Here is a 24092-nt window from a genome sequence, read left to right on the forward strand (position 1 = left end):
CGCTGTCTATCGCAGATCGAGATGCGAGAGGAGCTTCGCGACGCGCGCCGGCTCGGGCATCACCAGGATGAGCCCCTCCAGGGCGGGCTCGCCCGCGACCGACGGCCCGTCCGCGCCGGTGGACAGGACGAACCGGGTGGCGAGCGCGATGGAGCCGTCGTGCGTGACGAGCCGCTCCACGCACTCGCGGCCGCTGCCGCGCGCGAGCGCCGGCACCGAGAGCAGGAGCTTCTCCCCCACCAGCGCGGCCACCGCCGACACGAACGCGCTCCCCACGATGTTGCCCGACTCGAGGAGCGCGCTCTCCGCCATGCCCGACCAGTCGCCGCCGGGCGGGAACCCGAGCACCGCCGCGAGCGCCTCGGCGTCGCGCTCGGGGAGCGCGAGCAGCAGGTCGCCGGTGAGCGGCCCCTCCAGCTTCACGCCCACCGCGACGAGGTCCTGCCCCAGGCCGCCCAGGAACGCGGCGATGGCGCCGGTCTCGGCGCCCACCCAGGCCTCGGGCACGTCCATGTGGATGGGGCGCCGCGCGAGGCGGCCGAGCGCGGTGATGGCCTGGCCGCAGCCGATGCTGGCGAGCTCCTGGAGCGCGTCCAGCTCGCGCGGGCCGAAGCCGGGGCCGCTCACGCGATCAGCCTCTGGACGTCGAGGATGAAGACCGGCCGCCCGGTGCCGAGCACGGTCACCGCGGACAGGCCGGGCACCGCCTCGAGCGGGCTGCCGAGCGGCTTCAGCACCGCCTCGTGCTGGCCGAGCAGCGCGTCCACCGCGAGGCCCACCCGGCCCGGCTCGCCCCCCTCGGCCACCACCACCGCGCGCACGTCCCCGGGGGCCGCCGGGAAGCCGAGCAGCCGGGAGAGATCGCGGACCGGGACGAGCTCGCCGTCGTACGGCAGGACCGGCTCGCCGCGGCTGCGATCGAGCCGCGACAGCTCCACCTGCGCGGCGCCGTGCACCTTGGCGATGGGGAGCCCCAGCACCTCCTCGCCCACGCGGACGAGGAGCACCGGCTGCACCGCCACGGTGAGCGGCAGGCGGAAGGTGACGCGCGCGCCCAGGCCCGGCGCGCTCTCCACCTCGAGCGTGCCCCCGAGCGCCTCGACGGTCCGCTTCACCGCGTCCATGCCCACGCCGCGGCCGGAGAGCTCGGTGACCCGCTCGGCGGTGGACACGCCCGGCAGGCAGCAGAGCATGAGCGCCTCGCGGTCGGAGAGCGCCGCGGCCTGCTCGGGCGCGAGCACCCCGCGGGCCACCGCGGCCTGGCGCAGCCGCTCCGGGTCGAGCCCGCGCCCGTCGTCGGCGAGCTCCAGGATCACGCGGTCGCGCTCGCGGCGGGCGGTGAGCGTGAGCCGGCCGGTGGCGGGCTTGCCGGCGAGCAGCCGCAGGTGCGACGGCTCGATGCCGTGGTCCACCGCGTTGCGGAGCACGTGCTGGAGCGGATCCGACAGCTCCTCCAGGATGGCGCGGTCGATCTCGATCTCCGCGCCGCGGACGTCGAGCTCCACCTGCTTGCTCACCGCGCGGGCGAGGTCGCGGGCGACGCGCGGGAGCCGCTCGGTGACGAGCGCGAGCGGCGTCATCCGCACCGTCATCACCTTGTCGTGCAGGTCCTTCACGATGGCGTGCAGCCGGTCCACGCCCTCGTCGAGCGGCGCGCGCGCGTCGCGCGGCAGCCCGCGGCCCACCTCGCGGATGCGGGCGGTGGCGAGGATGAGCTCGCCCACCGCGTCGAGGAAGCCGTCCAGGATCTCGGTCTTCACCCGCACGGTGCGGGCCGGCTCGCTCGGCGCGTCGCGGGCAGGCGCCGGCGGCGGGACGACCGGGGCGGCGGGCGCGGCCGGCGCGGCGGCCGCCTCGCGGACCGCCACCGCGGCGAGGTCGGAGATCTGCGCCAGCGCCCGCTCCAGCGCGGCGACCGGCTCCGGCGTGTGCAGCTCCACCTCGAGCCGCTTCCCGGGGATGCGGCCCGCCTTCAGGTCCTCGACGGTGGGGGCCGAGCGGGCCACCGCGCCGAGCGCGGCGAGCTTCTTCACCACCAGGAACGCGCGCACCGCCGGCACCGGGCAGCCGGGTGCGATGTCCACCTCCACCTGCACCCGCCGGTGCGCGCGCGGCGCCGCCGGCTCGGTGGGCGCCGGGCCCGCGGCGGGATCCCCCGCCGGCTGCGGGGCGGCGGGAGCGGGCGCGGGCCGCGGGGCCGGGGGCGCCGCGGCGGGCGGCTCGGCGAAGGGATCGCCCGGCGGCGGCCCGGCCGGCGCGGCGGGCTCGCCCGCGCGGCACCGGCGCGCCGCCTCCGCCACCCGCGCCACCAGGGCCGCGTCGGGCTCCGGCTTCTCGCCGCGCCCGGCCGCCTGCACCATGGCGGCGAGCGCGTCGCCCGCGGCGAGCAGCACGTCCACCGCGCCGGCGTCGAGCCGGCCCGGCTCGCCGCGGAACACGTCCACCAGGTCCTCGGCCTTGTGGGCGAGCGTGGCGATGCCGTCGAACGCCATGGCGGCGCTCATGCCCTTCACGCTGTGTGCGTGCCGGAACAGGCTGTCGATGGTGGCCTTGACGGCGCGCCCCTCGCGCACCGCCCGCTCGATCTCGACCAGGTCGCGCCCGTAGCCGGCGAGGTGCTCGCCCGACTCGGCCACGTAGAGGGAGAGGTACTTCTGGAGGTCCACGGCGCGCCCGCCCCCGGGCCCGCGATCAGGCGTCGCCCATCACCTTCTTGACGACCGACAGCACGTCCTCGGCCTTGAACGGCTTCACGATGAAGTCGCTCGCGCCGGCCTCGATCGCCTCCATCACCAGCGACTCCTGGCCCAGCGCGCTGCACATCACGATCACCGCCCGCGCGTCGTGCTTGATGATCTCGCGGGTGGCCTCGATGCCGCTCTTGAACGGCATCACGATGTCCATGGTGGTGAGGTCGGGCTTCAGCTCCTTGTACTTCTCCACCGCCTCGAGGCCGTTCGCGGCCTCGCCCACGACCTCGAACCCGGACCCGGAGAAGATGTCCTTGATCATGTTCCGCATGAAGATCGCGTCGTCGACGATCAGGACTCGCTTCGCCATGGACTCAGGGCCCTCCCGGGAATCCGGGGACGTTACCATCGGTCTTGCGCGCCGGACAAGGCGCCGCCCGCCTGCACACCTCGCCGCACGTCACCTCCCGCCGAACAGCGCGGAGGCCTGCTCGGCCAGCGCCTCGGCGCCCAGCACCGTCACCGCCCCGGTGCGCGCCTCGGCGAGCCCGCGCACCAGCCCGCCGCCCGCCTCCGGCGGCGCGAGCGGCTCGACCCCGAGCACGCCGCCGATGAGCAGGCCCAGCGTGCGCTTTCCGTGGTCCAGGATGAGCACCATCCCGGCCCCGTCGCGGAGCGGCTGGGCCGGGAGGCCCACCAGCGCGGCGAGGTCCACCACCGCGACCACCCGGCCGCGCAGGTTCATGACGCCGCGCACCGCCTCGGAGGCGCGCGGCACCCGCGCGAACGGGGGCTGCGGCAGCACCACCTCGCGCACCGCCGCGAGCGGCAGGGCGTAGCGCTCGCCGGCGACGCGGAAGACGACGTGGCGCACGCCTGGCGACCTCAGCCCAGCCGGAACCGCGAGACCACCGTCTGCAGCTCGACCGACAGGTTGGTGAGCTCCTGCGCGGCGCTCGCCATCTGCGACACGGCGGCGATCTGCTCGGCGGTGACCTTGCGCACCTGCTCGGTGGCGCTCGCGTTCGACGAGGCCACGTCGGAGATGTGGTCCATGGCCTGGACCATGTCGGCCGAGCCGTTCAGCTGCTCGCGCGCGTCCTGCGAGATGACCCGGACCTTCTCGGCGCCGCTCGCCGCGATGGTGGCGATGTCCGAGAGCGTGCGGATGATCGCGTTCAGGTCCTCGCGCCCGTCGCCCAGCTCGGCGACCGACTCCTTCATGGTCTCGACCACCTTCGCGGCGCGGCCGGAGATGTCGGTCGCGAGCGAGGAGATCTGCTCGGCGGAGCGGCCGGCCGCCTCGGCGAGCTTGCGCACCTCCTCGGCCACCACCGCGAACCCGCGCCCGTACTCGCCGGCGCGCGCCGCCTCGATGGTGGCGTTCAGCGCGAGCAGGTTGGTCTGGTTGGCCACCTGGGTGATGGCCTCCACGATCTTGGAGATCTCCTTGGTGCGCTCGCCGAACGCGAACACCTGCTCGCTGGCGGCCTCGATGCGGGCGAACACCTTCTTCACCTTCTCGCCGGCGAGCCGGGCCGCCTCGCCGCCGGACGCGGCCGAGGTGCTGGTCTCCACCGAGGCGCGGGCGGCCTCCTCGGCGCTGCGGGCGGTGCGCTCGATGGAGGCGGCGATCTCGCCGATCACCTTCGAGGTCCGCTCCACCAGGTCGGACTGCTGCCCGGCGCCGACCGCGATCTTCTCCATCGACGAGGCCACCTCGTCGGTGGAGGCGTTCACGTCCTCGGCGCTCGTCTGCAGGTCGTTGGCGCTGTCCGAGACCGACTGCGCGGTGCGCTGGATCCGCGAGACGAGGTCCCGCAGGTTCTCCTGCATGGTGCGGATGGCCTCGGTGAGGTCGTCGATCTCGTCGTGGAACGCCTTCTGCTCCTCCGAGACCACCGCGCGCGAGAGGTCGCCGCGGCTGATCTCCACCGCGCTCGCCTTCAGCCGGCCGACGCGCGCGACGCGCGCGATGGCGAGCGTGAGCCCCTGCCCGAGCGCGAGCGTGAGCGCGAGGATGATGACGACGCCGGCGGCGCGGCTCGCCACCCACGCCTGCACGAGCGGCACCGCGAACAGCAGCACGCCGCCCACGATGAAGTAGGAGACGAGGATCTTCGTCTGGAGCGAGACGGTCAGGCCGGCGGCGGCCGGCGCGGGGCGCAGCGGCGGCTCGGCGGCCCGGCCGCGCACCGCCACCAGGTGCGGCGCGTCCTGCCAGCGGGCGCTCGGGCGGGTGGACTGGAGTCGCTCGTCTCTCGCTCGGGCCACGATGCCTCTCTCGTCTCGCCGCTCGGGGAAGGGGTCGCCCCGCGGGGCGGTGACCGGCGGGCCGATCCTAGACCCGCGGGAGGTGATGTCAAAGAGGGCGCGGTGCGCGGAGGTGGTCGTGGCCGGAGGGCGCCGGGCGCTCGGCGCCGTCGGCGCCGAGGATGCGCACGCCCGACCCGCGCTCGACCCGGCCGATCACCGCCAGCGGAACCCGCGCCCGCGCGGCGGCGCGGAGCGCCCTCGCCAGGCGGGCGGGCGGCAGCGCGGCCACCAGCTCGTAGTCCTCGCCGCCCCCGAGCGCCGGCCCGAGCGGATCGGGGAGCGAGCGAGCGGCGCGCCGGTAGGCCGCCGAGGTCGGGACCGCCGCCGCCTCGAGCACCGCCGCCACGCCGGACTCGTCGCAGAGGTGGCCGAGATCCTGGACCAGGCCGTCGGAGACGTCGATGGCGGCCCGCGCCACCCCGGCGAGCGCGCGCCCCAGCGCGAGGCGCGGCGCGGGCCGGCGCTGCCGCCGGACCAGCGCGGCGGAGGCGCCGGGCGCGAGCCCCAGCGCGGCGTCGCCGAACGTGCCGGAGGCGACGAGGAGGTCGCCGGGCCGGGCGCCGGAGCGCAGCAGCGCCCGGCCGCGCCGGACCGCGCCGACCGCGGTCACGGTGACCGACAGCTCGGAGGCGCGCGAGACGTTCCCGCCCACCACCGCGATCCGGTGCGCGCGGGCGCAGGCGCCCAGGCCGCGCGCCACGCCCTCGAGCCGCTCGGGCGGCGTGCCGCGCGGGAACGCCAGCGCGACGAGCGCCCAGAGCGGGCGCGCGCCCATCGAGGCGAGGTCGGAGAGGTTCACCGCGAGCGCCTTCCAGCCGACGTCCTCGGGGGTGAAGCGCGCGTCGAAGTGGACGCCCTCCACCACCGCGTCCACGGTGGCGGCGAGGTCCTCGCCGGGCGGCGGCGCGAGCAGCGCCGTGTCGTCGCCGGGGCCGAGGCGCACGCCGGCGCCGGCGAGCGGCAGCGCGCGGGTGAAGCGCTCGATGAGCTCGAACTCGCCCGGGGGCGGGCGCGGCGCGGCGGCGCGGCGCGGCACGGCGCGCTAGCGCTCCACCGCCGGGGCCGGCCCCACCGGCGTGAGCGCCGGCGCCGGCGTCGCGCGGATGGGCAGCAGCACGGTGAACACCGAGCCGGTGCCGGCCGCGGAGCGGACGCGGATCTCGCCGCCGTGCGCCTCCACGAAGCTCTTCACGATGGCGAGCCCCAGGCCCGCGCCGCCGTACTCGCGCGTCGAGGAGCCGTCCACCTGGTAGAAGACGTCGAACACCTTGCCGAGGTGCTCCTCCGGGATGCCGATGCCGCTGTCCACCACGTGGATGGCGAGCCGCTCGGCCGGGAGGACCTCGGCGCTCACGGTGATGCTGCCGCCGGGCGGCGTGAACTTCACCGCGTTCGAGCACAGGTTCACCAGGCACTGGCGGAGCTTGTCGCGGTCGGCGTGGATCCGGGGCAGCGGCGTCGTGTCGCAGGACACCTTCAGCCCCTTCTTGCGCGCGATGGGGAGCAGCGTCGCCACCGCGTCGCGCATGAGCTGGACCGCGTCCACCTCGGAGAGCACGAGCCGCACCCGGCCCGCCTCGATCTTGGAGATGTCGAGGATCGAGGTGATGAGCTGGAGCAGGTTCTCGCCCTTCTCCATGATGATGCCGAGGTACTCGCGCTGCTCGGCGGTGAGCGGGCCGCCGAGCCCCTCCAGCATCATCTCGGAGTACCCGATGACGCTGGTGAGCGGCGTGCGCAGCTCGTGGCTCATGGTGGCGAGGAAGTTCGACTTCAGCCGGTCGAGCTCCTTCAGCTTCGCGTAGCTGTCCTCGAGCTTCTGGTTCTTGTCCTGCAGCTCGCGGTAGCTGTCGGTGACCGCCTCGATGTGCAGCTTCGCCGCGATGAGGTTCTTGTGGCCGGTGAACACCATCACGTCGAGGAGATCCATGAAGTGCTTCAGGATCTTCTCGGCGGTGGGCACCGACACGCGGCGGATCTTGGCGAGGTAGCCGGTGGCCTGCGCGACGTCGAAGTCCTCGGCGATGCCGGTCAGCGCCGCCGGCAGCGCGGCCAGGTCGTCGGGCACGAACGGGCCGAACACCACCCGGCCGATGAGGTCGCCCTCGTACATGATCGGGTGGACGAGGTAGCGGCAGCCGGAGAAGCACGAGAAGGTGACCGCGGCCGGCTCCTCCGGCACGGCCTCCGCCTTCACCCGCCCCACCGTCTCGATGCACTGCTCGCGGCCGGCCGGCTTCGACCAGATGTAGCCGCAGAAGTCGGCGTTGCCGACCTTCACGTCCACCAGCTTGTTGCCGGCCTCGTCGAACACCTTCAGGCCGATCCGGTACAGGTCGGAGAAGGAGTGGCACACCTCCGCGAACGCCCGGAGGTCGAGCAGGTCGGACAGCGGGATCCGCTGGTTGAGGAACGACGCGCCGATCATGGCACCGTCGCCTCGGGCGGCAGCCGCGCGCCGCGCAGATCCACGTGCGAGAAGATCTGGCCCAGGAACTCCTTCTCCGGGATCTGCCAGACCGCCTCCAGGCCGAAGGCCCGGTCCAGGCTGCGGTAGCAGCGCTGCAGCACGAGGTAGAGCGTCTCGACCACACCGTCGCCGCGGATGGCCACCGCCGGCACGAACGGCGGCTGGATCACCTTGCGCAGGTCGTCGAGCTCGTGGTCGGCGCGGGCGTCGGGCAGGTCGCGCTTGTTGAGCTGGACGACGATGGGCAGGGTCCGGTAGTCGAGCCCGTTCGCCTCCAGGTTCGCGAGCATGTTGTTCCAGTACGCGAGCGTGGAGCCGGCCTCGCTGCGGCGCGAGTCGGCCACGAACGCCACCGCGTCGGTGCCCTGGAGCACGATGCGCCGGGTGGACTCGTGCATCACCTGCCCCGGCACCGTGTACAGCTTCAGCTTCACCTTCACGCCGGCGCGGGTGCGGAAGAACACCGGCATCATGTCGAAGAACAGCGTCCGATCGTCCTTGGTGTCGAGCGTCATCAGGCGCCCGCGGACCTTGGGGTCGATCTTCTGGAAGAGCGACTGGAGGTTGGTCGTCTTCCCGGAGAGCGCGGGGCCGTAGTAGACGACCTTGACCGCGATCTCCCGGCTGTCTTCGTTGAACTGGACCATGCGCGTGGGGGCGCGCCGCCACGGACGGCGGCCGCGGCGGCCATCCTAGCCCAACGGCGCCCCGGCCGAACCTTTCCGCCGCCCGCTCGCCCGCTTCGGGAGCCCCGGGCCGGCGGGACCCTGTCCCCTCGCCCGGGGGAACCGTCTCCCGCTACCCGCCCAGCCACCAGCGCCGGGCGTCCTCGACGGTCCGCAGCAGCGGGCAGCGCGGCAGGGTGGCGAGGAAGGCGCGGCCGTAGCCCTTCGTGACCAGCCGCCGGTCGAGCACCGCCACCAGCCCCCGGTCCTCGCGCGTCCGCACCAGCCGCCCGAAGCCCTGGCGCAGCGCCAACGCGGCGGCCGGGACCTGCAGCTCGGAGAAGCCGTCGCGCCCCTCCTCCTCGAGCGCGCGGAGCCGCGCCGACATGACCGGATCGCCCGGGGGCGCGAACGGCAGCCGGTCGATGATGACGAGCGAGAGCGCCTCGCCCGGCACGTCCACGCCCTCCCAGAAGCTGGCGGTCGCGAACAGCACGCTCGGCTCGGAGCGGAACTCGTCCAGCAGCCGCGACTTGGGCCGGTCGCCCTGCCGCAGCACCTGGTACGGCAGGTCGCGGCAGGCCTCGTGGAACGCGTTCATGTTCCGGTTCGAGGTGCAGAGCACGAAGGCGCGGCCGCCGGTGACGGCGGTGAGCGCGCGGATCGAGTCCGCCGCGGCGCGCACGAACCCGGGGTCGTTCGGCTCGGGCAGCCCCTCCGGCGAGACCAGCGCCGCCTGCCGGGCGTAGTCGAACGGCCCCTCGAAGCGGCGCTCCTCCACCTCCAGCTCCGGGAGCAGCCCGACCTGCCGGCGGAAGAAGTCGAAGCGGCCCTGCGCGGCGAGCGTGGCGCTCGTGAACACGGCGGTGTCGGTGCGCTGGTAGAGCCGCTCGCGCAACTCCTCGGCGACGTCGATGGGCGCCGCGCGCAGGAACACGCCGCGCCCGCGCACCTCGCCGAAGTACACCCGTGACGGCTCCTTCATGGCGGTGACCGCGGCCACCTCGACCCGCAGCTCGCCGGCGCGCCGCGCGATCTGGGAGAGCGCCGGCGTGACCGCGTCGCCGAGCAGCTCGCGGAGCCCGGCCAGCGACTCGTCGAGGCGCTGGAGATCGCGCTGCGCCCCGTCCATCACCGCCGGGGTGAGCGCGGCCTTGACGCCCTCCTCCTCCTCGCGCCGGGCCGGGCGCCGCCGGGGCGGGGGCCCGAAGCCGCGGCCGCGCGTGGGCGTCCCGCCCTGGCGCAGCCCGTCGGCCACCGCCTGGAAGAACCGCTCGCCCGCCTTGCGCAGCTCGCCGGTGGTCTCGCGCATCATCGAGGCGAGGTCCGGCCGGTCCGCCACCGCCCGGAGCGCGTCGCGCGACAGCTCCTCCACCCGGTACGAAGAGACCTGCAGCCCGAAGTACTCGGTGGCCACGTCCTCCACCGCGTGCGCCTCGTCGAAGATCACGACGTCGTGCTCGGGCAGGATCTCCACCCCGGCGCGCGAGGTGCGCATGGCGAGGTCGGCGAAGAACAGGTGGTGGTTGACGAGCAGGACGTCGGCCTGCGCGGCGAGCGCGCGGGCGCGGGTGACGAAGCACTCCTCGTAGCGGGCGCACTCGCGGCCCAGGCAGTTCTCGCTGGTGGCGGAGAGGTCCTTCCAGGTGTGGAACTGGTCGGGCAGGTCGATCTCGGCCCGGTCGCCGGTCTCGGTGCGGCGCGCCCACGCCTCGATGCGCGGCCAGAGCGCCGCCTCCTCGCGCGCCGCGAACGTGGGGGCGCGGGCGAACTCCTCGCCGCGGGCCAGGCAGAAGTAGTTGGACCGGCCCTTCAGGTAGGCGGCGCCGAACTCGAGCCCGCAGGCGTCGCGGAGCAGCGGGATGTCCTTCTGCCAGAGCTGCTCCTGCAGCGTCCTCGTGGCGGTGGAGACGATCACCCGCCGGCCGGAGAGCACCGCCGGCACGAGGTACGCGAGCGTCTTGCCGGTGCCGGTGCCGGCCTCGGCCACGAGGTAGCCGCGGCGCTCGATGGCGCGCTCCACCGCGCGCGCCATCTCGAGCTGGTCCTCGCGGTGCTCGTAGCCGGGGAGCGCCGAGGCCAGGCGTCCGCCGGGCCCGAGGATGGCGTCCAGCGAGGGGTGGGCGGGCAGGGGGATCAGGACGGGCTCCCGGTGAGCAGGACGGCGAGGCGGAAGGCGGCCCAGGCGGCCGCGGCGCCGAGGGCGACGAGCGCGGCGACGACGAGGCCGCGGTGGAGCTTGCCGGCCTGGCGCGGCACGGTGCGCGGCAGCGACGCGAGGCCCTGGACGGTGGCGCGCTTCACCACCTCGTCGCGCAGGCGCGCGGCGGTCGGGTCGCCGGGGCGCTCCGCGAGCACCGCGCGGTAGCGCCCGCCGGCGACGGCCAGCCCCTCGAGATCGGCGAAGCGCGCCAGGTACGCGCGGTGCGCGCCCTCGTCGCCCCAGGCCGCGAGCACCCGGGCCCAGGCCTCGGCCTCGGCCTCGGCCTCGACGTCGCCGGAGTCTGCGGCCGGCGCTGCGGCGGCGGGGGCCTCGGCGGGCGCGGGCTCCGGCGCGGGGCCGGGCGCCTCCGGTGCGTCCGGGCGCGGGGTCTCGGGGTTGGACATCGGGGGCGCGAGTCTAGCCGAAAGGCCCGCCGGCCGGAGCAGCCGGCCGGGCCGCTAGAGCGAGATGGGGACCGGGACGAAGGTGACGACGAACAGGAGCAGCGTCGCGACCGCCAGGGCGCGCCGTCCGGGCGAGAGCGGCTCGTCGCGGAGCGGGGGCGGGTGGCGCGCGCCGATGAGGAACCGGGTGAGCAGCCACCAGAACAGCCAGTTCCAGGACAGCGTCAGGCCCGCGACGAGCAGCCCCGCCGACACCACCTCGGAGCCGACGCGCGCGCCGCGCCGGCCGAGCAGCGCGTAGAGCACGTGGCCGCCGTCGAGCTGGCCCATGGGCACGAGGTTGAGGCTGGTGACGAGCAGGCCAAGCCAGGCGGCGAAGCCCACCGGGTGCACGAACACCTCGTGGCCGGCGGGCAGCGTCCCCCACACCAGCCGCTGCGCGGCCCAGGTCACCAGGCTGTCGCCGTAGACGCGCACGCCGGTGTCGGGGCCGAACAGCTCGCGGCCGTCCATCCAGGCGCGGAGCGCGTCGAGCGGCGAGGCCACCGTCGAGCCGGCCACGCCGGCGGCCACCTGGTGGACCTCGGAGTGCGCGAGCCCCCACACCAGCAGCGGCACCGCCACCAGGAACCCGGCGATGGGGCCGGCCGCGCCGATCTCGAGCGTCGCCTTGCGCGAGGGGAGCGCCGAGCGGATGCGGATCACCGCGCCGAGCGTGCCGGCGCCGAACGGCACCGGGATGAAGTAGGGCAGCGTCGTGTCCACCCGGTGCCGGCGCGCCAGCACGTAGTGGCCCATCTCGTGGGTGAAGAGGATCGCCACGAGCGCGCCCGCGAACGGCAGCCCGCCCTCGAGCACGCGCCCGAGCGTCGGGCCGAGCGGCGCGAGCGGCGAGAGGGTGAAGCCGGCCCACAGCGTGGTGGCCAGGGTGGCGAGGAACAGCGCCAGGTTGGCCGCGGGGAAGCGGCTCCGCGGCCGCGGTCGGAGCACGAGCTCGTCCATCCGGAAGGTAAGCTAATGGCCGCCCGCGGCGCGGGCCAAGGTTCGGCGCGCCCGGGCGCGGCGGGCCGCGCCGGCGCCGGCTCGCCCAGGGTTCGCCTAGGGTTGCCCGGGGCCCGGGCCGGCCAGCTCCTCGGGCGTGAGCTCGCGGAGCCCGTCCCTGTCCACGGTGAGGAAGAACAGCGGCTTCTCGGGCGTGCGCCGCGGGCCCATGGTGATGTCGCCGGTGGCGCCGACGTAGCCCTTCACCGCCGCGAGCGCGTCGCGCATCTGGTCGCGGGTCTGCGCCTTGCCGAGCTGCGCGCGCGCCATCCCGGCCGCGTCGAACGCGCTCGCCTCCAGGATGGTGGGCACCTGGCCGGCGTGGCGCCGCTCGAACGCCTCCACGAACGCCTTGGTGGCCGGGCGCGCCGAGCCGGCGTAGAAGCCGTCCACGAAGATGGCGCAGCGGACGTAGCGCCCGGCGCCGCCGGGCGCGGTGTCGAACAGCGACGGGTCGCTCGACCAGCCGTTCGCGCCGAGGAGCTGCACCGGCCGCAGGTCGGCGCGCCCGGTGGTCTTGCGGATCCGCTCCACGTCGTCGGGCAGGCAGGTCTGGGTGACCACGTCCTCCACCGCCAGCGCCGGCGCGATGAGCTTCACGCTCCGGGCGAAGTCCGGGATGAAGATGGCGTCGAAGTCCACCACCGGCGCGAGCCGGTCGCGGGCCTTCTCGAGCGCCTTCTTGCGCCGGAACGGGTCCTTCTCGGCCTTCGCGATGTCGCGCTGCTGCTCCTGCCAGTCGCTGCGCTCCTCGAGGTGGAGCTTGCCGACCATGTCCTTCACGAGCGGCGTGAAGGTGGTGCGGTCCGGCGCGTAGGTCTCCGCCCCGCGGATCTCGCCGCCGCGCCCCTCCACCTCGTCCCAGAACGCGTTCGCGAGCTCGGTGCCGTAGGTGATCGACGGGTACATCACCGCGAAGCGCCGCATGCCGCGCCGGCCCATGGCGAAGTCGGCGAGCGCCTTCGCCTGCGCCGACGCGGTGAGCATGTTCTGGAACACGTGGGGCCCGGCGTCGGTGAGCCCCTCCTGCTTCGAGAGCGAGATGAAGGGGAGCTGCAGCTCCTCGGCGGTGGCCGCGGCCCGCTCGGCCTCGGCGTTCGTCACGCCGCCCACCACCGCGATGGCGCCCTCCTCGAGCGCCAGCGCCTCGAGCGCCTGCGCCGCGCCGTCGGGCTCGCCGCGCGTGTCGCGCACCGCGACGCGCACCCCGCCGCCCTCGGCGGCGAGCTGCACCGCCCGCACGATGGCGACGCCCCACGGCTGGTAGTCGCCGGACAGCGGGACGGCCACGCCGATCACGTTCGGGCGGACGAACGTGAGCCGGGCGATGCGGTCCACGATGGCGCGCGCGTCCTTCGCGTACGGGCCGGCCGGCCAGCGCAGGAACACCTCGCGCGCCGCCTCCTGCGCGCGCGGGTAGTCGCGCAGGTGCAGGTGGATGCGGGCCGCCTTCATGGCGAGCGGCTCCTGCAGCGGCGCCTCGCGGGGCAGCTCCTTGCGGAGCCGCTCCACGTCGGGGAGCGCGAGCCGGTCCACCGCGTCGGCGCCGCGGGCCAGCACCGCGCGCCGCTCCTCGCCCTGGGTGAGATCGGCGAGCTCGCCCAGCCAGCGGACCGCGTCCGGCCAGGCCCCGGCCGCCTCCGCCGCCGCCGCGGCGCGCGCCGCCGCCTCCGGCCGGCGCGACGGCTCGAGCTGCGGGTAGATCGACGCGAGCGTGCGCAGGCCGTCGGCGGCGTGGCCGCGCTGCACGTCGGCGAGCGCGAGCCCGTACTTCGCCTCGGTGGCGCGCGGGTGGAGCGGGTACTCGGAGACGAGCGTGCCGTAGGCCTGCGCGGCGCGGTCGGCCTTGCCGGCCGCGAGCAGGAGGTCTCCGGCCTGGTGCAGCGCGTCCGCCGCCGAGGGGACGCCGCGGAACCGCTGCGCGAACGCGAGCAGCCGGTCCGCGCCCGGCTCCGGCGGCAGCGCGGCCACCTCCTGGCGCACCCGGGCCAGCTCGACGCGGGCGACCTCGTTCGCCTGCGAGACCGGCATCTCCTGGCCGTTCACGACCACCCGCTTCGGGCAGCCGGCGAGCGACAGGACGAGCAACAGCAGGAACCGTCGGCCGAGGACGCGCATGGGTTCGGGATCTACTGCGGAACGCGCGAGCGTGGAAGAAAGTCCTGGGAGTGGGTCGCCTCGCGCGGCGAGGCCGCGCCCGCGGGGACCTCGCGCGGACCCGCGTCAGCGGGCGCGCGAGGTCACGGGCCCCGCGCAGCGGGGTGGGGCCCCGTGGAGCTCTGCTCCATGGGGCGGGGCGCAGCCCCGTCGGAACTCCGCAGCCCCGTCAGCGCAGGATGTCGCCGACCTTCTCCCAGAAGGTCCGGGCCTGCGGGTTCGTCTCCTCGCCGGAGAGCGCCGCGAACCGCTCCAGCAGGTCGCGCTGCTCCTTGGTGAGGTGGCTGGGCGTCTCCACCAGCACGCGCACGTGCTGGTCGCCGCGGCCGCCGCCCTGCAGCGACGGGATGCCCTTGCCCTTCAGCCGGAACATCTTGCCGCTCTGCGTGCCCGCCGGGACCCGCAGCTTGGTGGGCCCGTCGAGGGTCGGGACGTCGATCTGCGCGCCGAGCGCCGCCTGCGTGAAGGAGATGGGGATCTCGCAGAGGACCTCGGTCTCCTCGCGCTTGAAGATGGGGTGCTCGCGGACCTGCACGACCACGTACAGGTCGCCCGGGATCCCGCCCGGCGTCGGGGCCGGCTCGCCCTCGCCGGAGAGCTTCAGGCGCGTGCCGGTGTCCACGCCGGCCGGCACCTTCACCTCCACGGTGGCCTGCTCGCGGGTGGCCCCCGCGCCGCCGCAGCTCTGGCACTTGTCCACCACGACGCGGCCGGTGCCCTGGCAGTGGTGGCAGGTGCGGGCGATGGAGAAGAAGCCCTGCGTCAGCCGGATCTCGCCGGCGCCGCCGCAGGTCGGGCAGGTGCGCGGGCTGGTGCCGGGCTTCGCGCCGGAGCCCTTGCAGGCCTCGCAGGTGCGCGGGCGCGGGATGGTGATGCGGGCGGTGGTGCCGAAGGCGGCGTCCTCGAAGGCGAGCTCGAGGTGGTAGCGGAGGTCGGAGCCGCGGGCGCGGCCGCGCTGCCTCCGGCCGGGGCCGCCCCCGAACATCTCGCCGAAGATGTCGCCGAAGATGTCGTTGATGCTGGCCGCGCCGCCGAAGCCGAAGTCCTCGAAGCCCTGGCCGTTCGCGTGGCCGAAGCGGTCGTAGCGGGCCCGCTTGTCGGGATCCGACAGGACCGAGTAGGCCTCGGAGGCCTCCTTGAAGCGCTCCTCTGCCTCCTTCGAGCCCTCGTTCTTGTCCGGGTGGTACTTGTGCGCGAGCTTGCGGTAGGCGGTCTTGAGGGTCTGCTCGTCCGCGTCCCTCCCCACGCCGAGGACTTCGTAGTAATCGCGTTTTTCCACTGTGTTCCCGGCCATTTGTGTGAGGAGGTCCCTTGGGCCGTGCGCAATATAACGCACGGGCGGGCGCTGACAATTCGCGCGCGCGGACGGCCGGGCGCCGCGCGGCGGGCGGCCGTGCGGGCGATCGCCCGGCGGGTCGCTAGGTGCTGCTGCCGCCCTGCTGCGCGTAGATGGCGTCGGCGATCCGGTACGCCGAGCCCTCCAGGCGCGTCAGCGCGTCCTTGATCGCCGCGGGGTCCACGCCCGGCAGCACGGCCTTCAGCGCCTCGAGGTCGGCGCGGATCTCGGCGAGGTCCTCCGCCTTCAGCGCCGAGGCGTACTCCTCCAGGCTCTTCTCGGTCGTGTAGATGAGCCCCTCGGCGTTGTTCTTGAGGTCGGCCAGCTCCTTCTTCACCCGGTCGTCGGCCTTGTTCGCGTCGGCGTCGCGGATCATCCGCTGGATCTCCTCCTCGGAGAGCCCCGAGGAGGCGGTGATCCGGATCTGCTGCTGCTTGCCGGTGCCGAGGTCCTTCGCCGACACGTGCACGATGCCGTTCGCGTCGATGTCGAACGTGACCTCGATCTGCGGCACGCCGCGCGGCGCCGGGGGGATGCCCACCAGCTCGAAGCGCGCCAGCGTCTTGTCGTCGGCCGCCATCTCGCGCTCGCCCTGGAGCACGTGGACCGAGACGAGCGGCTGGTTGTCCACCGCGGTCGAGAACACCTGCGACTTCTTGCAGGGGACGGTGGTGTTCTTGTCGATGATCTTGGTGAACACGCCGCCGGCGGTCTCGACGCCGAGCGACAGCGGCGTCACGTCGAGCAGCAGGACGTCCTTCACCTCGCCCTTCAGCACGCCGCCCTGAATGGCGGCGCCCACCGCCACCACCTCGTCCGGGTTGACGCCCTTGTGCGGCTCCTTGCCGAAGAAGCGCCGCACCACCTCCTGCACCTTCGGCATGCGCGTCATGCCGCCGACCAGGATCACCGTGTCGATCTGGCCCACCCCGACGCCGGCGTCCTTGAGCGCGGTCTTGCACGGCCCGATGGTCTTCTCGACCAGGTCGCCGACCAGCTCCTCCAGCGTGGCGCGGTCGATGGTCTCGGCGAGGTGCTTCGGCCCGGTCGCGTCGGCGGTGATGAACGGGAGGTTCACCTCGGTCTCGCCGGCGCTGGACAGCTCGTGCTTGGCGCGCTCGGCGGCCTCCTTCAGCCGCTGCAACGCCATGCGGTCGCGGCGCAGGTCGATGCCGTTCTGCTCCTGGAAGCGCTTCGACAGCCAGTCCATGAGCCGCTGGTCGAAGTCCTCGCCGCCCAGGAACGTGTCGCCGTTCGTGGCCTTCACCTCGAACACGCCCTGGTTCAGCTCCAGGATGGTGATGTCGAAGGTGCCGCCGCCGAGGTCGTACACCGCCACCCGCTCCGACTTGCCCGCCTGCTGCTTGTCGATGCCGTAGGCGAGCGCGGCCGCGGTCGGCTCGTTGATGATGCGCAGCACGTTCAGGCCGGCGATGCGGCCCGCGTCCTTGGTGGCCTGGCGCTGGGCGTCGTTGAAGTAGGCCGGGCAGGTGACGATCGCCTCGGTGACCGGCTCGCCCAGGTAGTCCTCGGCGGTCTGCCGCATCCGCCCGAGCACCATGGCCGAGACCTCGGCCGGCGAGTACCCCTTGCCGCCCACGTCCACCCAGGCGTCGCCGTTCTCGGCGGGCACGATGCGGTAGGGCACCAGCCCCGCCGACCGCTGCACCTCGGGGTCCTCGAACTTGCGGCCGATGAGCCGCTTCACCACGTAGACGGTGGACTCGGGGTTCGTGATCGCCTGCCGCTTCGCGATCTGGCCGACCAGCCGCTCTCCCCCATCGGTGAACGCGACCATGGACGGCGTGGTGCGCGATCCCTCGCTGTTCGGGATCACCACCACCTCGCCGCCCTCCATCACCGAGACGCAGCTGTTGGTGGTCCCGAGGTCGATGCCGATGACCTTGCTCATCTGGTGGGCTCCGGCTTCCGTCGTGCGGGGCGGCCGGCGGGGGCGCGACGGCGACCCCGACCATGGCGGGCCGGACCAGCCGGTCGTTGAGGGTGAACCCGCGCGCGTGCTCGAGCACCACCGTGCCCGGCGCCGCGTCCGCGGTGGGGACCTGCATGAGCGCCTCGTGCACCGCCGGGTCGAACGGCTGGCCCATGGCGGAGAAGCCCTTCACGCCGTGCTTCGCGAGCGCCTGCTCCAGCGTCGAGCGCACCATCCGCACGCCCTTCGCGACCACGTCGTCCTCCGGCGCCGCCGCGAGCGCGCGATCCAGGCCGTCCAGCGCCGGGAGCAGGTCCTTCAGGATCCGCTCGTTCCCGAACTTCTGGACCTCGTCGCGCTCGCGGGCCGCCCGCTTCTTCGCGTTCTCGAGGTCGGCGGCGGCGCGGAGCAGCCGGTCGTGCTCGTCCTTCAGCCGCTCCAGCGTCTCGCGCGCCTTCGTCTGCGAGAGGTCGAGCTGGGCCTCGAGGAGCTGCACCCGGGCGGCGAGCGCCGCCGGATCCCCCGGCGCGGCGCTGGCGTCCTCGGCCCCGGGCGTGATCTCGACGCCGGGCTCGCCCGCCTCGGCGGGCTGGCCGGCGGGGGCCTCCTCGCCGTGCGAGATGCGCTCCACCGAGCGGAGCGCCTCCTCCACCGCGTTCGCGGGGATGTCCGCCTGGAACGCGCCTTTTTCGTGGCTCTCTGCCATCGCCTCTTTCGCCGTGATCGAGCGGAGTTGCGGCCCGGAGGGCCCCCGGACCGGGAGCCCGCATCATGGCACGCGGGCGCCGCCGCGAACAAGGCGATCCGCCCGCACCCGGGGCGCGCGGCGACGGCCCCGGCGGGGGTTCGCTCAGCCGCCCTCGGACAGGGCCGCGAGCGCGCGGGAGATCTGCCGCGCGGTGAGGTCCACGAGCGGGATGACCCGCGCGTAGTTCATGCGCGTCGGACCCACCACCGCCAGCGTGCCGAGCACGCGGTCCCCGCGGCCGTAGGGCGCGGCCACCACCGACACGTCCGGCACGGTCGCGAACTCGCTCTCCGCGCCGATGAAGATCTGGACCTCCTGCGCGGTGAGCACGCGATCCAGCACGCGCAGGATCCGGTCCTTCTCGGCGAAGCCGCGCAGGAGCGCGCGGGCCTTCTGCACGTCGGAGAACTCGGGCGCGTCGAGGAAGCTCGACTCGCCCTCCATCACCACCTTCTCCACCCCGGTCCCGGCGAACGACTGCTCCGCCAGCACCAGCGCCTTCTGCAGCAGGTCGTGCAGCGCGCTCTGGTCGGCGCGCATGTCGGTGAGGATGGCCGCGCGCAGCGCCGCCAGCTCCGCGGCGTCGGCGCGGGCGTGCAGCTTCTCGTTCAGGTAGGCCGCGGCCCGCTCCAGCTCCGCCGGCTCCATGGCGAACTCGAGCTGCACCAGCTTGTTCGTGACGATCCCGGCCTCGGACACGAACACCACCAGCACCCGGTTCTCGCGCAGGCGCACGAACTCGAGCTGGCGCACCGGGTCGGCCTGCGGCCGCGGCGTCGTGACCACGCCGGCGTGGTGCGAGAGCGAGTGGAGCAGGTCGGCGGTGCCCTCGATGAGCGAGGACACGTCCGGCGCGGCCTGGGCCAGCCGCTCGATCCGGTCGCGGTCGGCCACGCTGGGCGGCCGCACCTTCAGCATGGTGTCCACGAACAGCCGGTAGCCGCGCTCGGTGGGGATCCGGCCCGAGGACGCGTGCGGCTTCTCGAGGAAGCCGAGCGCCTCGAGGTCCGCCATCACGCTCCGCACCGTGGCCGGCGACCACTCCAGCTCGTGGCGCGAGAGCAACGGCTGGCTCGCGACCGGCTCCCCGGTGTGGATGTAGTCCTGGACCAGCGCGCGGAGGATCTCGCGCTCCCGCCTGTCCAGCTCGTCCGCCGAGGCCATCGCCGTGTCCGCGTCTACTCGCCCGCGAGGTGCCGCTGCGCCGCCCCGGCCAGCACCGGGAACCGCCCCTGCGACAGCTCCCGCCAGCGGGCCGCGGCGCCGGCCGGATCGCCCGCCTGCTCGGCGATCAGGGCCTCGAGGTGCACGCGCTCCTCGGCGTAGACGTAAGCGAAGCCGGCCCGCGCCGCACCGCCCGCGTCGAGCCGGAGCGCCTCGCGGAGCGCCGCGCGGGCGCCCGCCAGGTCGCCGCGCGCGTCGGCCAGGATGGCGAGCGCGTACCACGGCCCCGGGCGAGACGGATCGAGGTCGCGGGCGGTCTCGAGGTGCGCCTGCGCCGCGGGCAGGTAGCCCTCGAGCGCGTACAGCTCGCCGAGGTTGACCAGCGCGGCCTGCTGCTCGGGCGGGCTGCCGGTGGACACCACCTCGTCGAGCAGCCGGCGGGCCGCGTCGGGGTGACCCTCCACGAGGTAGGAGACGGCGAGGTCGTTCAGCGCGCCGAGCTGGTCGGGGCTCGCGTCGAGGGCCGCCTCGAAGGACGCGCGCGCCGCGGCCACCTCGCCGGCGCGCAGCCGCTCCGCGCCGCCCGACGGCGCGGTCGCGAGCGTCGACACGAGCGGCGCCGCGTCCTCGCTCGGGCGCGGCTCCTCCGCACCGCCGCAGGCGGCGAGCAGGAGGGCGACGAGCGCCGCGGAGGAGGCGAGGCGTGGATGCGGGTACCGCACGGGGTCCCTCTGCCAGCAGTCGAGGAGCGGGTCCGAGTGTACCGGCCGACTCCAGGTGGATCAAGGAACGGCCGCGTCCCGCGAGCGCGCGTCCTGCCGCGGGCTTACACTATTTCCACGGTGGGCGCCGGGCGCGACGAGGATCGGCGCGGGCGCACCTCCGAAGTCCCCGGCCGGTGACGCGGCCCCGCGACCTCGGGGGTGCGGGCGCGGCGAAGGTCGATCGCAGCCCGGCGCCTCCGCTTCCTGCCACAGCCGGGCGCGCCCCGTCCGCCCCCGCGCCGGCCCCCCGCGCCGCGCCCCTCGCCGATCGTCGTGACAGCACCCGCCCGCGCCCCTAAGATGCCGCCCGCTCCGAACCCCACCATGACCGCAGCATCAGGAGAGACTTCGGGCGCGAGCGCGCGCGATCGCGTGCGCCGCGCCCTCGAGGAGAAGCGCCGCGCCGACGTCACCGGCCTGGTCGGGGCCGCGCGCGGCCTCCTCATCCGCGACCTGCTCGCGCCGGGCCCGGGCCGCGCCCGCTCGGTCCTGGCGGTGGCGGCGGACGAGGAGGAGGCGGACGCGCTCGCCCGCGACCTCGCCTTCTTCCTGGGCGAGGGGGCCGTGCTCCGCGTCCCCGCCGACGCGGTGCTCCCCTACGACGACCTCTCGCCCGACCGCGGCGTGGAGATGGAGCGGCTCGCCGCGCTGGCGCGCCTGCACCTCGCCCCGGAGCAGGCGAAGGCGGTGGTGGTCTCGGCCCGCGCGCTGGCGCGGCGCACCGTGCCGCGCCGGGTGTTCGAGGCCGGCTCGGACCTGCTCGGCAAGGGCGTCGAGGTGGACCGCGAGGCGCTCGCCGCGAAGCTCGTCCTGCTCGGCTTCGCCCGCACGCCGCTCGTCGAGGACCCGGGCACGTTCGCGGTGCGCGGCGGCATCGTGGACCTGTGGAGCCCCGCCGACCCGAAGCCGGTGCGGCTCGAGTTCTTCGGCGACGAGATCGAGAGCTGCCGCGCGTTCGACCCGTCCACCCAGCGCAGCGAGGGCGACGTGGAGGAGGTGCTGCTCTGCCCCTCGCGCGAGGCGCTCTTCACCGAGGAGGGCAAGGAGGCCGCCAAGACCGCGGTGCGCGAGGCCGCCGAGCGGGTGAACCGGCCCACCTCGCGCGTGCGCGAGGTGCTCGACGCCATCGACGCGGGCACGCCGTTCTTCGGCCTCGAGGCGCTCCTCCCCGGCTTCCACCCGGGCGGCCTCGGGACGCTGTTCGACTACCTGCCGGCCGGCGCCGCGGTCTACGTGGACGGGGTGGCCGCGGTGGAGGACGCGCTCGCCGAGCTCGACGAGGCGCTCGCCCGCGAGCACGCCGCCGCGCTCCGGCGGGAGGAGCTGGTGCTGCCGCCGGCAGCGCACTTCCTCCCCGGCGCCGAGGCCCGCGCCCGCGCGCTGGCGCTCCCGACGGTGGTCCGCCACCGGGTCTGGCTCGGCACCGACGAGCCCATCCGCTACGCGCTCGAGGAGACCGCCGGCATCCGCGGGGAGATCGAGGGCGCGCACGGCGAGGAGGGCGCGCTCGCCCCGCTCACCCGGCGGCTCGAGGACTGGCGCAAGCGCGGCATCGCGGCGGTGGTGGCGGCCGGGACCGCCTCGGCCTCCGAGCGGCTCCGCCGCCTGCTCGAGGACCGGCGCCAGCAGTCGCGCGTCCACACCGGCCCGCCCGGCGCGCCGCGCGAGATCTACGACCCGGCGGTGCACGTGCACGTGTTCGCCGGCGAGATCTCGGCCGGCTTCGTGGACGCCGGCGCGGGCCTGGCGGTCGTCTCCGACGAGGAGATCTTCGGCCGCCGCGTGCGCAAGAAGGCGCGCCGCGCCGCCGAGGAGAACGCGTTCGCCGCGGCGTTCCGCGAGCTGAACGAGGGCGACCTGGTGGTGCACGTCGAGCACGGCATCGCCCGCTACCTCGGCCTCACCAAGATGCAGATCCGCGGGGTGGAGGGCGACTTCCTCGTCCTCGCCTACGACGGCGCCGACCGGCTCTACCTGCCGGTCGCGAAGCTGCGCCAGGTGCAGAAGTTCACCGGCGCCTCGCCCGAGACCATCCGGCTCGACAAGCTGGGCGGCAGCTCCTTCGCGCTCCGCAAGGCGCGGGTGAAGGAGCAGCTCCTCAAGATGGCCGCCGAGCTGCTCGACATCTACGCCGCCCGCGCCGCCCACCCCGGCTTCGCCTACCCGGAGCCGGACCAGCTGTTCCGCGAGTTCGAGGCCGAGTTCCCCTGGGAGGAGACGCCCGACCAGGCGAAGGCCATCGAGGACGTGGTCCGCGACATGCGCAAGGGCCGCCAGGGCCCGGCCGCGGCGGCGCCCATGGACCGGCTGGTCTGCGGCGACGTGGGCTACGGCAAGACCGAGGTGGCGATGCGCGCCGCCATGCTGGCGGTGCTGGCGAAGAAGCAGGTGGCGGTGCTCGTCCCCACCACCGTGCTGGCCGCGCAGCACGAGCGCACCTTCCGCGAGCGGTTCAAGGGCTACCCGGTGCGCATCGAGGCGGTCTCGCGCATGCGCACCGCGGACGAGGTGAAGCAGGCGCTGAAGGCCGCCGCCGACGGCAAGGTGGACATCGTCGTCGGCACGCACCGGCTGCTCGCCGCCGACGTCTCGTTCAAGGACCTCGGCCTGGTGGTGGTGGACGAGGAGCAGCGCTTCGGGGTCGCGCACAAGGAGCGCCTGAAGAAGCTGCGCAAGCTCGTGGACGTGCTCACGCTCACCGCCACGCCCATCCCCCGCACCCTGCACATGAGCCTCGCCGGCGTGCGCGACCTCTCCATCATCGCGACGCCGCCCGAGGACCGCCGCGCCATCCGCACGTTCGTGATGAAGTTCGACCCGGCCGCGGTGAAGGAGGCGATCGAGACCGAGCTGAAGCGCGGCGGGCAGGTGTTCTTCGTCCACAACCGCGTCCGCTCGATCCACGCCATGCAGCGCTTCCTGAACGAGCTCGTGCCGAAGGCGCGGGTGGGCGTCGCGCACGGCCAGATGGGCGAGGGGAAGCTCGAGCACGTCATGACGCAGTTCGTGGACAAGGAGCTCGACGTGCTCCTCGCCACCAGCATCATCGAGTCCGGCCTCGACATCCCCAGCGCGAACACCATCATCGTGAACCGCGCCGACCACTTCGGCCTGGCGCAGCTCTACCAGATCCGCGGCCGCGTCGGCCGGAGCCGCGAGCGCGCCTACGCGTACCTGCTCGTGCCGGCGCGCCGCCCGGTCACGAAGGACGCGCAGAAGCGGCTCGAGGTGCTGCAGCGCTTCAGCGAGCTCGGCGCGGGCTTCAAGATCGCGAGCCACGACCTCGAGCTCCGCGGCGCCGGCAACCTGCTCGGCAAGGACCAGTCCGGCCAGATCGAGGCGGTGGGCTTCGAGCTGTACCAGGAGCTGCTCGACGAGGCGGTGCGCGAGCTGAAGGGCGAGGCGCCGCGCGAGGAGATCGACCCGGACGTGCAGCTCCCGGTGCCGGCGTTCATCCCCGACCCGTACATGCCCGACGTCCACCAGCGGCTGTTCTTCTACAAGCGGCTGGCGCAGGCCTCCACCGACGAGGATCTCGACGAGGTCCGCGCCGAGATGGTGGACCGCTGCGGCGACCCGCCGGACGAGGTGGACGCGCTGTTCGAGGTGATGGCGGTGAAGGTCCGGCTGCGGGCGCTGCGCATCCGCGCGCTCGAGACCGGGCCCGGGCGGCTCGTGCTCACGCTGGGCGAGTCGGCCGCGCTCGACCCGTTCCAGCTCGCGAAGCACGTGCAGGCCTCGGCCGGCGCGCTCCGGCTCACCCCGGACATGAAGCTCGTGGCGCAGCTCGGCGGGCCGCCCGCCGCGAAGGCGGCCGCGGCGCGCCCGGCGAAGGGCGCCGCCGTCCGGCAGAGCCCGCGCCAGGCTGCGGCACAGCGCCGCGTCGCGGCCGACGCCGCCCGCCGGGCCCAGCCGCCGCCGGCCGCGCCGCCCTCGCCGGCGATGCAGGCCGCGAGCGGCCGCGAGCTGCTGCAGGCGGTGCGCGAGGTGCTCGCCGGGCTGGCGCGCTGCGCGCGCCCGGAGTGAGGGTCCGGCGGGCTCCAAGCAGGCGGGGGCACGCCGGATTTCCGGGTGGCCGGGCGGGCCGGCGCGTCCTTGATCGCCGCCCCGTTCCGTGCTCTTTTCTGCGGCTCGGAAAGCGCGCGCTCCGCTGCTCGCCGGGGGGAACACGGCAGGCGCCCCGCGCGTTCGCACCCACGGT

Annotated in this window: 17 protein-coding genes and 1 pseudogene; 1 reads left to right on the forward strand and 17 read right to left on the reverse strand. The window is 74.7% G+C overall.

Annotated features, from left to right (window positions below):
• Nucleotides 1-6: 6 nt before the first annotated feature.
• The 17 genes and pseudogenes from ANAEK_RS22330 to ANAEK_RS22410 all read right to left on the reverse strand — a co-directional run bounded on the left by ANAEK_RS22330 (nt 7) and on the right by ANAEK_RS22410 (nt 19849).
• Complete coding sequence (locus ANAEK_RS22330; RefSeq protein ID WP_012528400.1) at nt 7-627, reverse strand: chemotaxis protein CheC; 621 nt, start codon at nt 625-627, stop codon at nt 7-9.
• Nucleotides 624-2666 carry a chemotaxis protein CheA gene (locus ANAEK_RS22335; protein WP_012528401.1) on the reverse strand — a complete coding sequence of 681 codons (2043 nt, stop codon included), beginning with the start codon at nt 2664-2666 and terminating at the stop codon, nt 624-626. The genes ANAEK_RS22330 and ANAEK_RS22335 overlap by 4 nt, the downstream gene beginning before the upstream one ends.
• Before the next feature lie 25 nt (nt 2667-2691).
• Nucleotides 2692-3060, reverse strand: coding sequence for a response regulator (locus tag ANAEK_RS22340; protein WP_011423362.1), 369 nt, complete (start codon nt 3058-3060; stop codon nt 2692-2694).
• Between the two features lie 90 nt (nt 3061-3150).
• On the reverse strand, nt 3151-3564 hold the full coding sequence (locus ANAEK_RS22345; protein WP_012528402.1) for a chemotaxis protein CheW: 414 nt from the start codon (nt 3562-3564) through the stop codon (nt 3151-3153).
• 11 nt (nt 3565-3575) lie between these two features.
• Nucleotides 3576-4964 carry a methyl-accepting chemotaxis protein gene (locus ANAEK_RS22350; protein ID WP_012528403.1) on the reverse strand — a complete coding sequence of 463 codons (1389 nt, stop codon included), beginning with the start codon at nt 4962-4964 and terminating at the stop codon, nt 3576-3578.
• Nucleotides 4965-5052: 88 nt separating this feature from the next.
• Complete coding sequence (gene thiL, locus ANAEK_RS22355) at nt 5053-6042, reverse strand: thiamine-phosphate kinase (protein WP_012528404.1); 990 nt, start codon at nt 6040-6042, stop codon at nt 5053-5055.
• 6 nt (nt 6043-6048) lie between these two features.
• Nucleotides 6049-7434 carry an ATP-binding protein gene (locus ANAEK_RS22360; RefSeq protein ID WP_012528405.1) on the reverse strand — a complete coding sequence of 462 codons (1386 nt, stop codon included), beginning with the start codon at nt 7432-7434 and terminating at the stop codon, nt 6049-6051.
• Nucleotides 7431-8123, reverse strand: coding sequence for an ATP/GTP-binding protein (locus ANAEK_RS22365; protein ID WP_012528406.1), 693 nt, complete (start codon nt 8121-8123; stop codon nt 7431-7433). The genes ANAEK_RS22360 and ANAEK_RS22365 overlap by 4 nt, the downstream gene beginning before the upstream one ends.
• 151 nt (nt 8124-8274) lie before the next feature.
• Nucleotides 8275-10176, reverse strand: a complete 1902-nt coding sequence (locus ANAEK_RS22370; protein ID WP_012528407.1) for an ATP-dependent DNA helicase — start codon at nt 10174-10176, stop codon at nt 8275-8277.
• A gap of 101 nt (nt 10177-10277) precedes the next feature.
• Nucleotides 10278-10748 carry a hypothetical protein gene (locus ANAEK_RS22375; protein WP_012528408.1) on the reverse strand — a complete coding sequence of 157 codons (471 nt, stop codon included), beginning with the start codon at nt 10746-10748 and terminating at the stop codon, nt 10278-10280.
• Nucleotides 10749-10802: 54 nt separating this feature from the next.
• The gene (locus tag ANAEK_RS22380) at nt 10803-11750 is read right to left on the reverse strand and encodes a site-2 protease family protein (RefSeq protein ID WP_012528409.1); all 948 of its coding nucleotides are present in this window, start codon (nt 11748-11750) and stop codon (nt 10803-10805) included.
• A gap of 96 nt (nt 11751-11846) precedes the next feature.
• Nucleotides 11847-13907, reverse strand: coding sequence for a penicillin-binding protein activator (locus ANAEK_RS22385; protein WP_012528410.1), 2061 nt, complete (start codon nt 13905-13907; stop codon nt 11847-11849).
• Nucleotides 13908-14115: 208 nt separating this feature from the next.
• Nucleotides 14116-15225, reverse strand: coding sequence for a molecular chaperone DnaJ (gene dnaJ, locus ANAEK_RS22390; RefSeq protein ID WP_232288323.1), 1110 nt, complete (start codon nt 15223-15225; stop codon nt 14116-14118).
• A gap of 139 nt (nt 15226-15364) precedes the next feature.
• Entirely contained in the window at nt 15365-17194 is a 1830-nt protein-coding gene (gene dnaK / locus ANAEK_RS22395) for a molecular chaperone DnaK (RefSeq protein ID WP_012528412.1), read from the reverse strand.
• A 61-nt stretch (nt 17195-17255) separates the two neighbouring features.
• Nucleotides 17256-17921, reverse strand: a pseudogene (locus tag ANAEK_RS22895) (nucleotide exchange factor GrpE); the annotation flags it as partial.
• 144 nt (nt 17922-18065) lie between these two features.
• Nucleotides 18066-19127 (reverse strand): heat-inducible transcriptional repressor HrcA, encoded by a 1062-nt coding sequence (gene hrcA, locus ANAEK_RS22405; protein ID WP_012528413.1) that lies wholly within the window; start codon nt 19125-19127, stop codon nt 18066-18068.
• A gap of 14 nt (nt 19128-19141) precedes the next feature.
• A complete protein-coding gene (locus ANAEK_RS22410; RefSeq protein WP_012528414.1) occupies nt 19142-19849 on the reverse strand; it encodes a tetratricopeptide repeat protein in 708 nt (235 codons plus the stop codon).
• Between the two features lie 342 nt (nt 19850-20191).
• Between ANAEK_RS22410 and mfd the strand changes: the two genes are divergently transcribed.
• The gene (gene mfd / locus ANAEK_RS22415; protein WP_012528415.1) at nt 20192-23917 is read left to right on the forward strand and encodes a transcription-repair coupling factor; all 3726 of its coding nucleotides are present in this window, start codon (nt 20192-20194) and stop codon (nt 23915-23917) included.
• Nucleotides 23918-24092: the final 175 nt, after the last annotated feature.

This window comes from Anaeromyxobacter sp. K, from assembly GCF_000020805.1.
GTDB lineage: Bacteria > Myxococcota > Myxococcia > Myxococcales > Anaeromyxobacteraceae > Anaeromyxobacter > Anaeromyxobacter dehalogenans.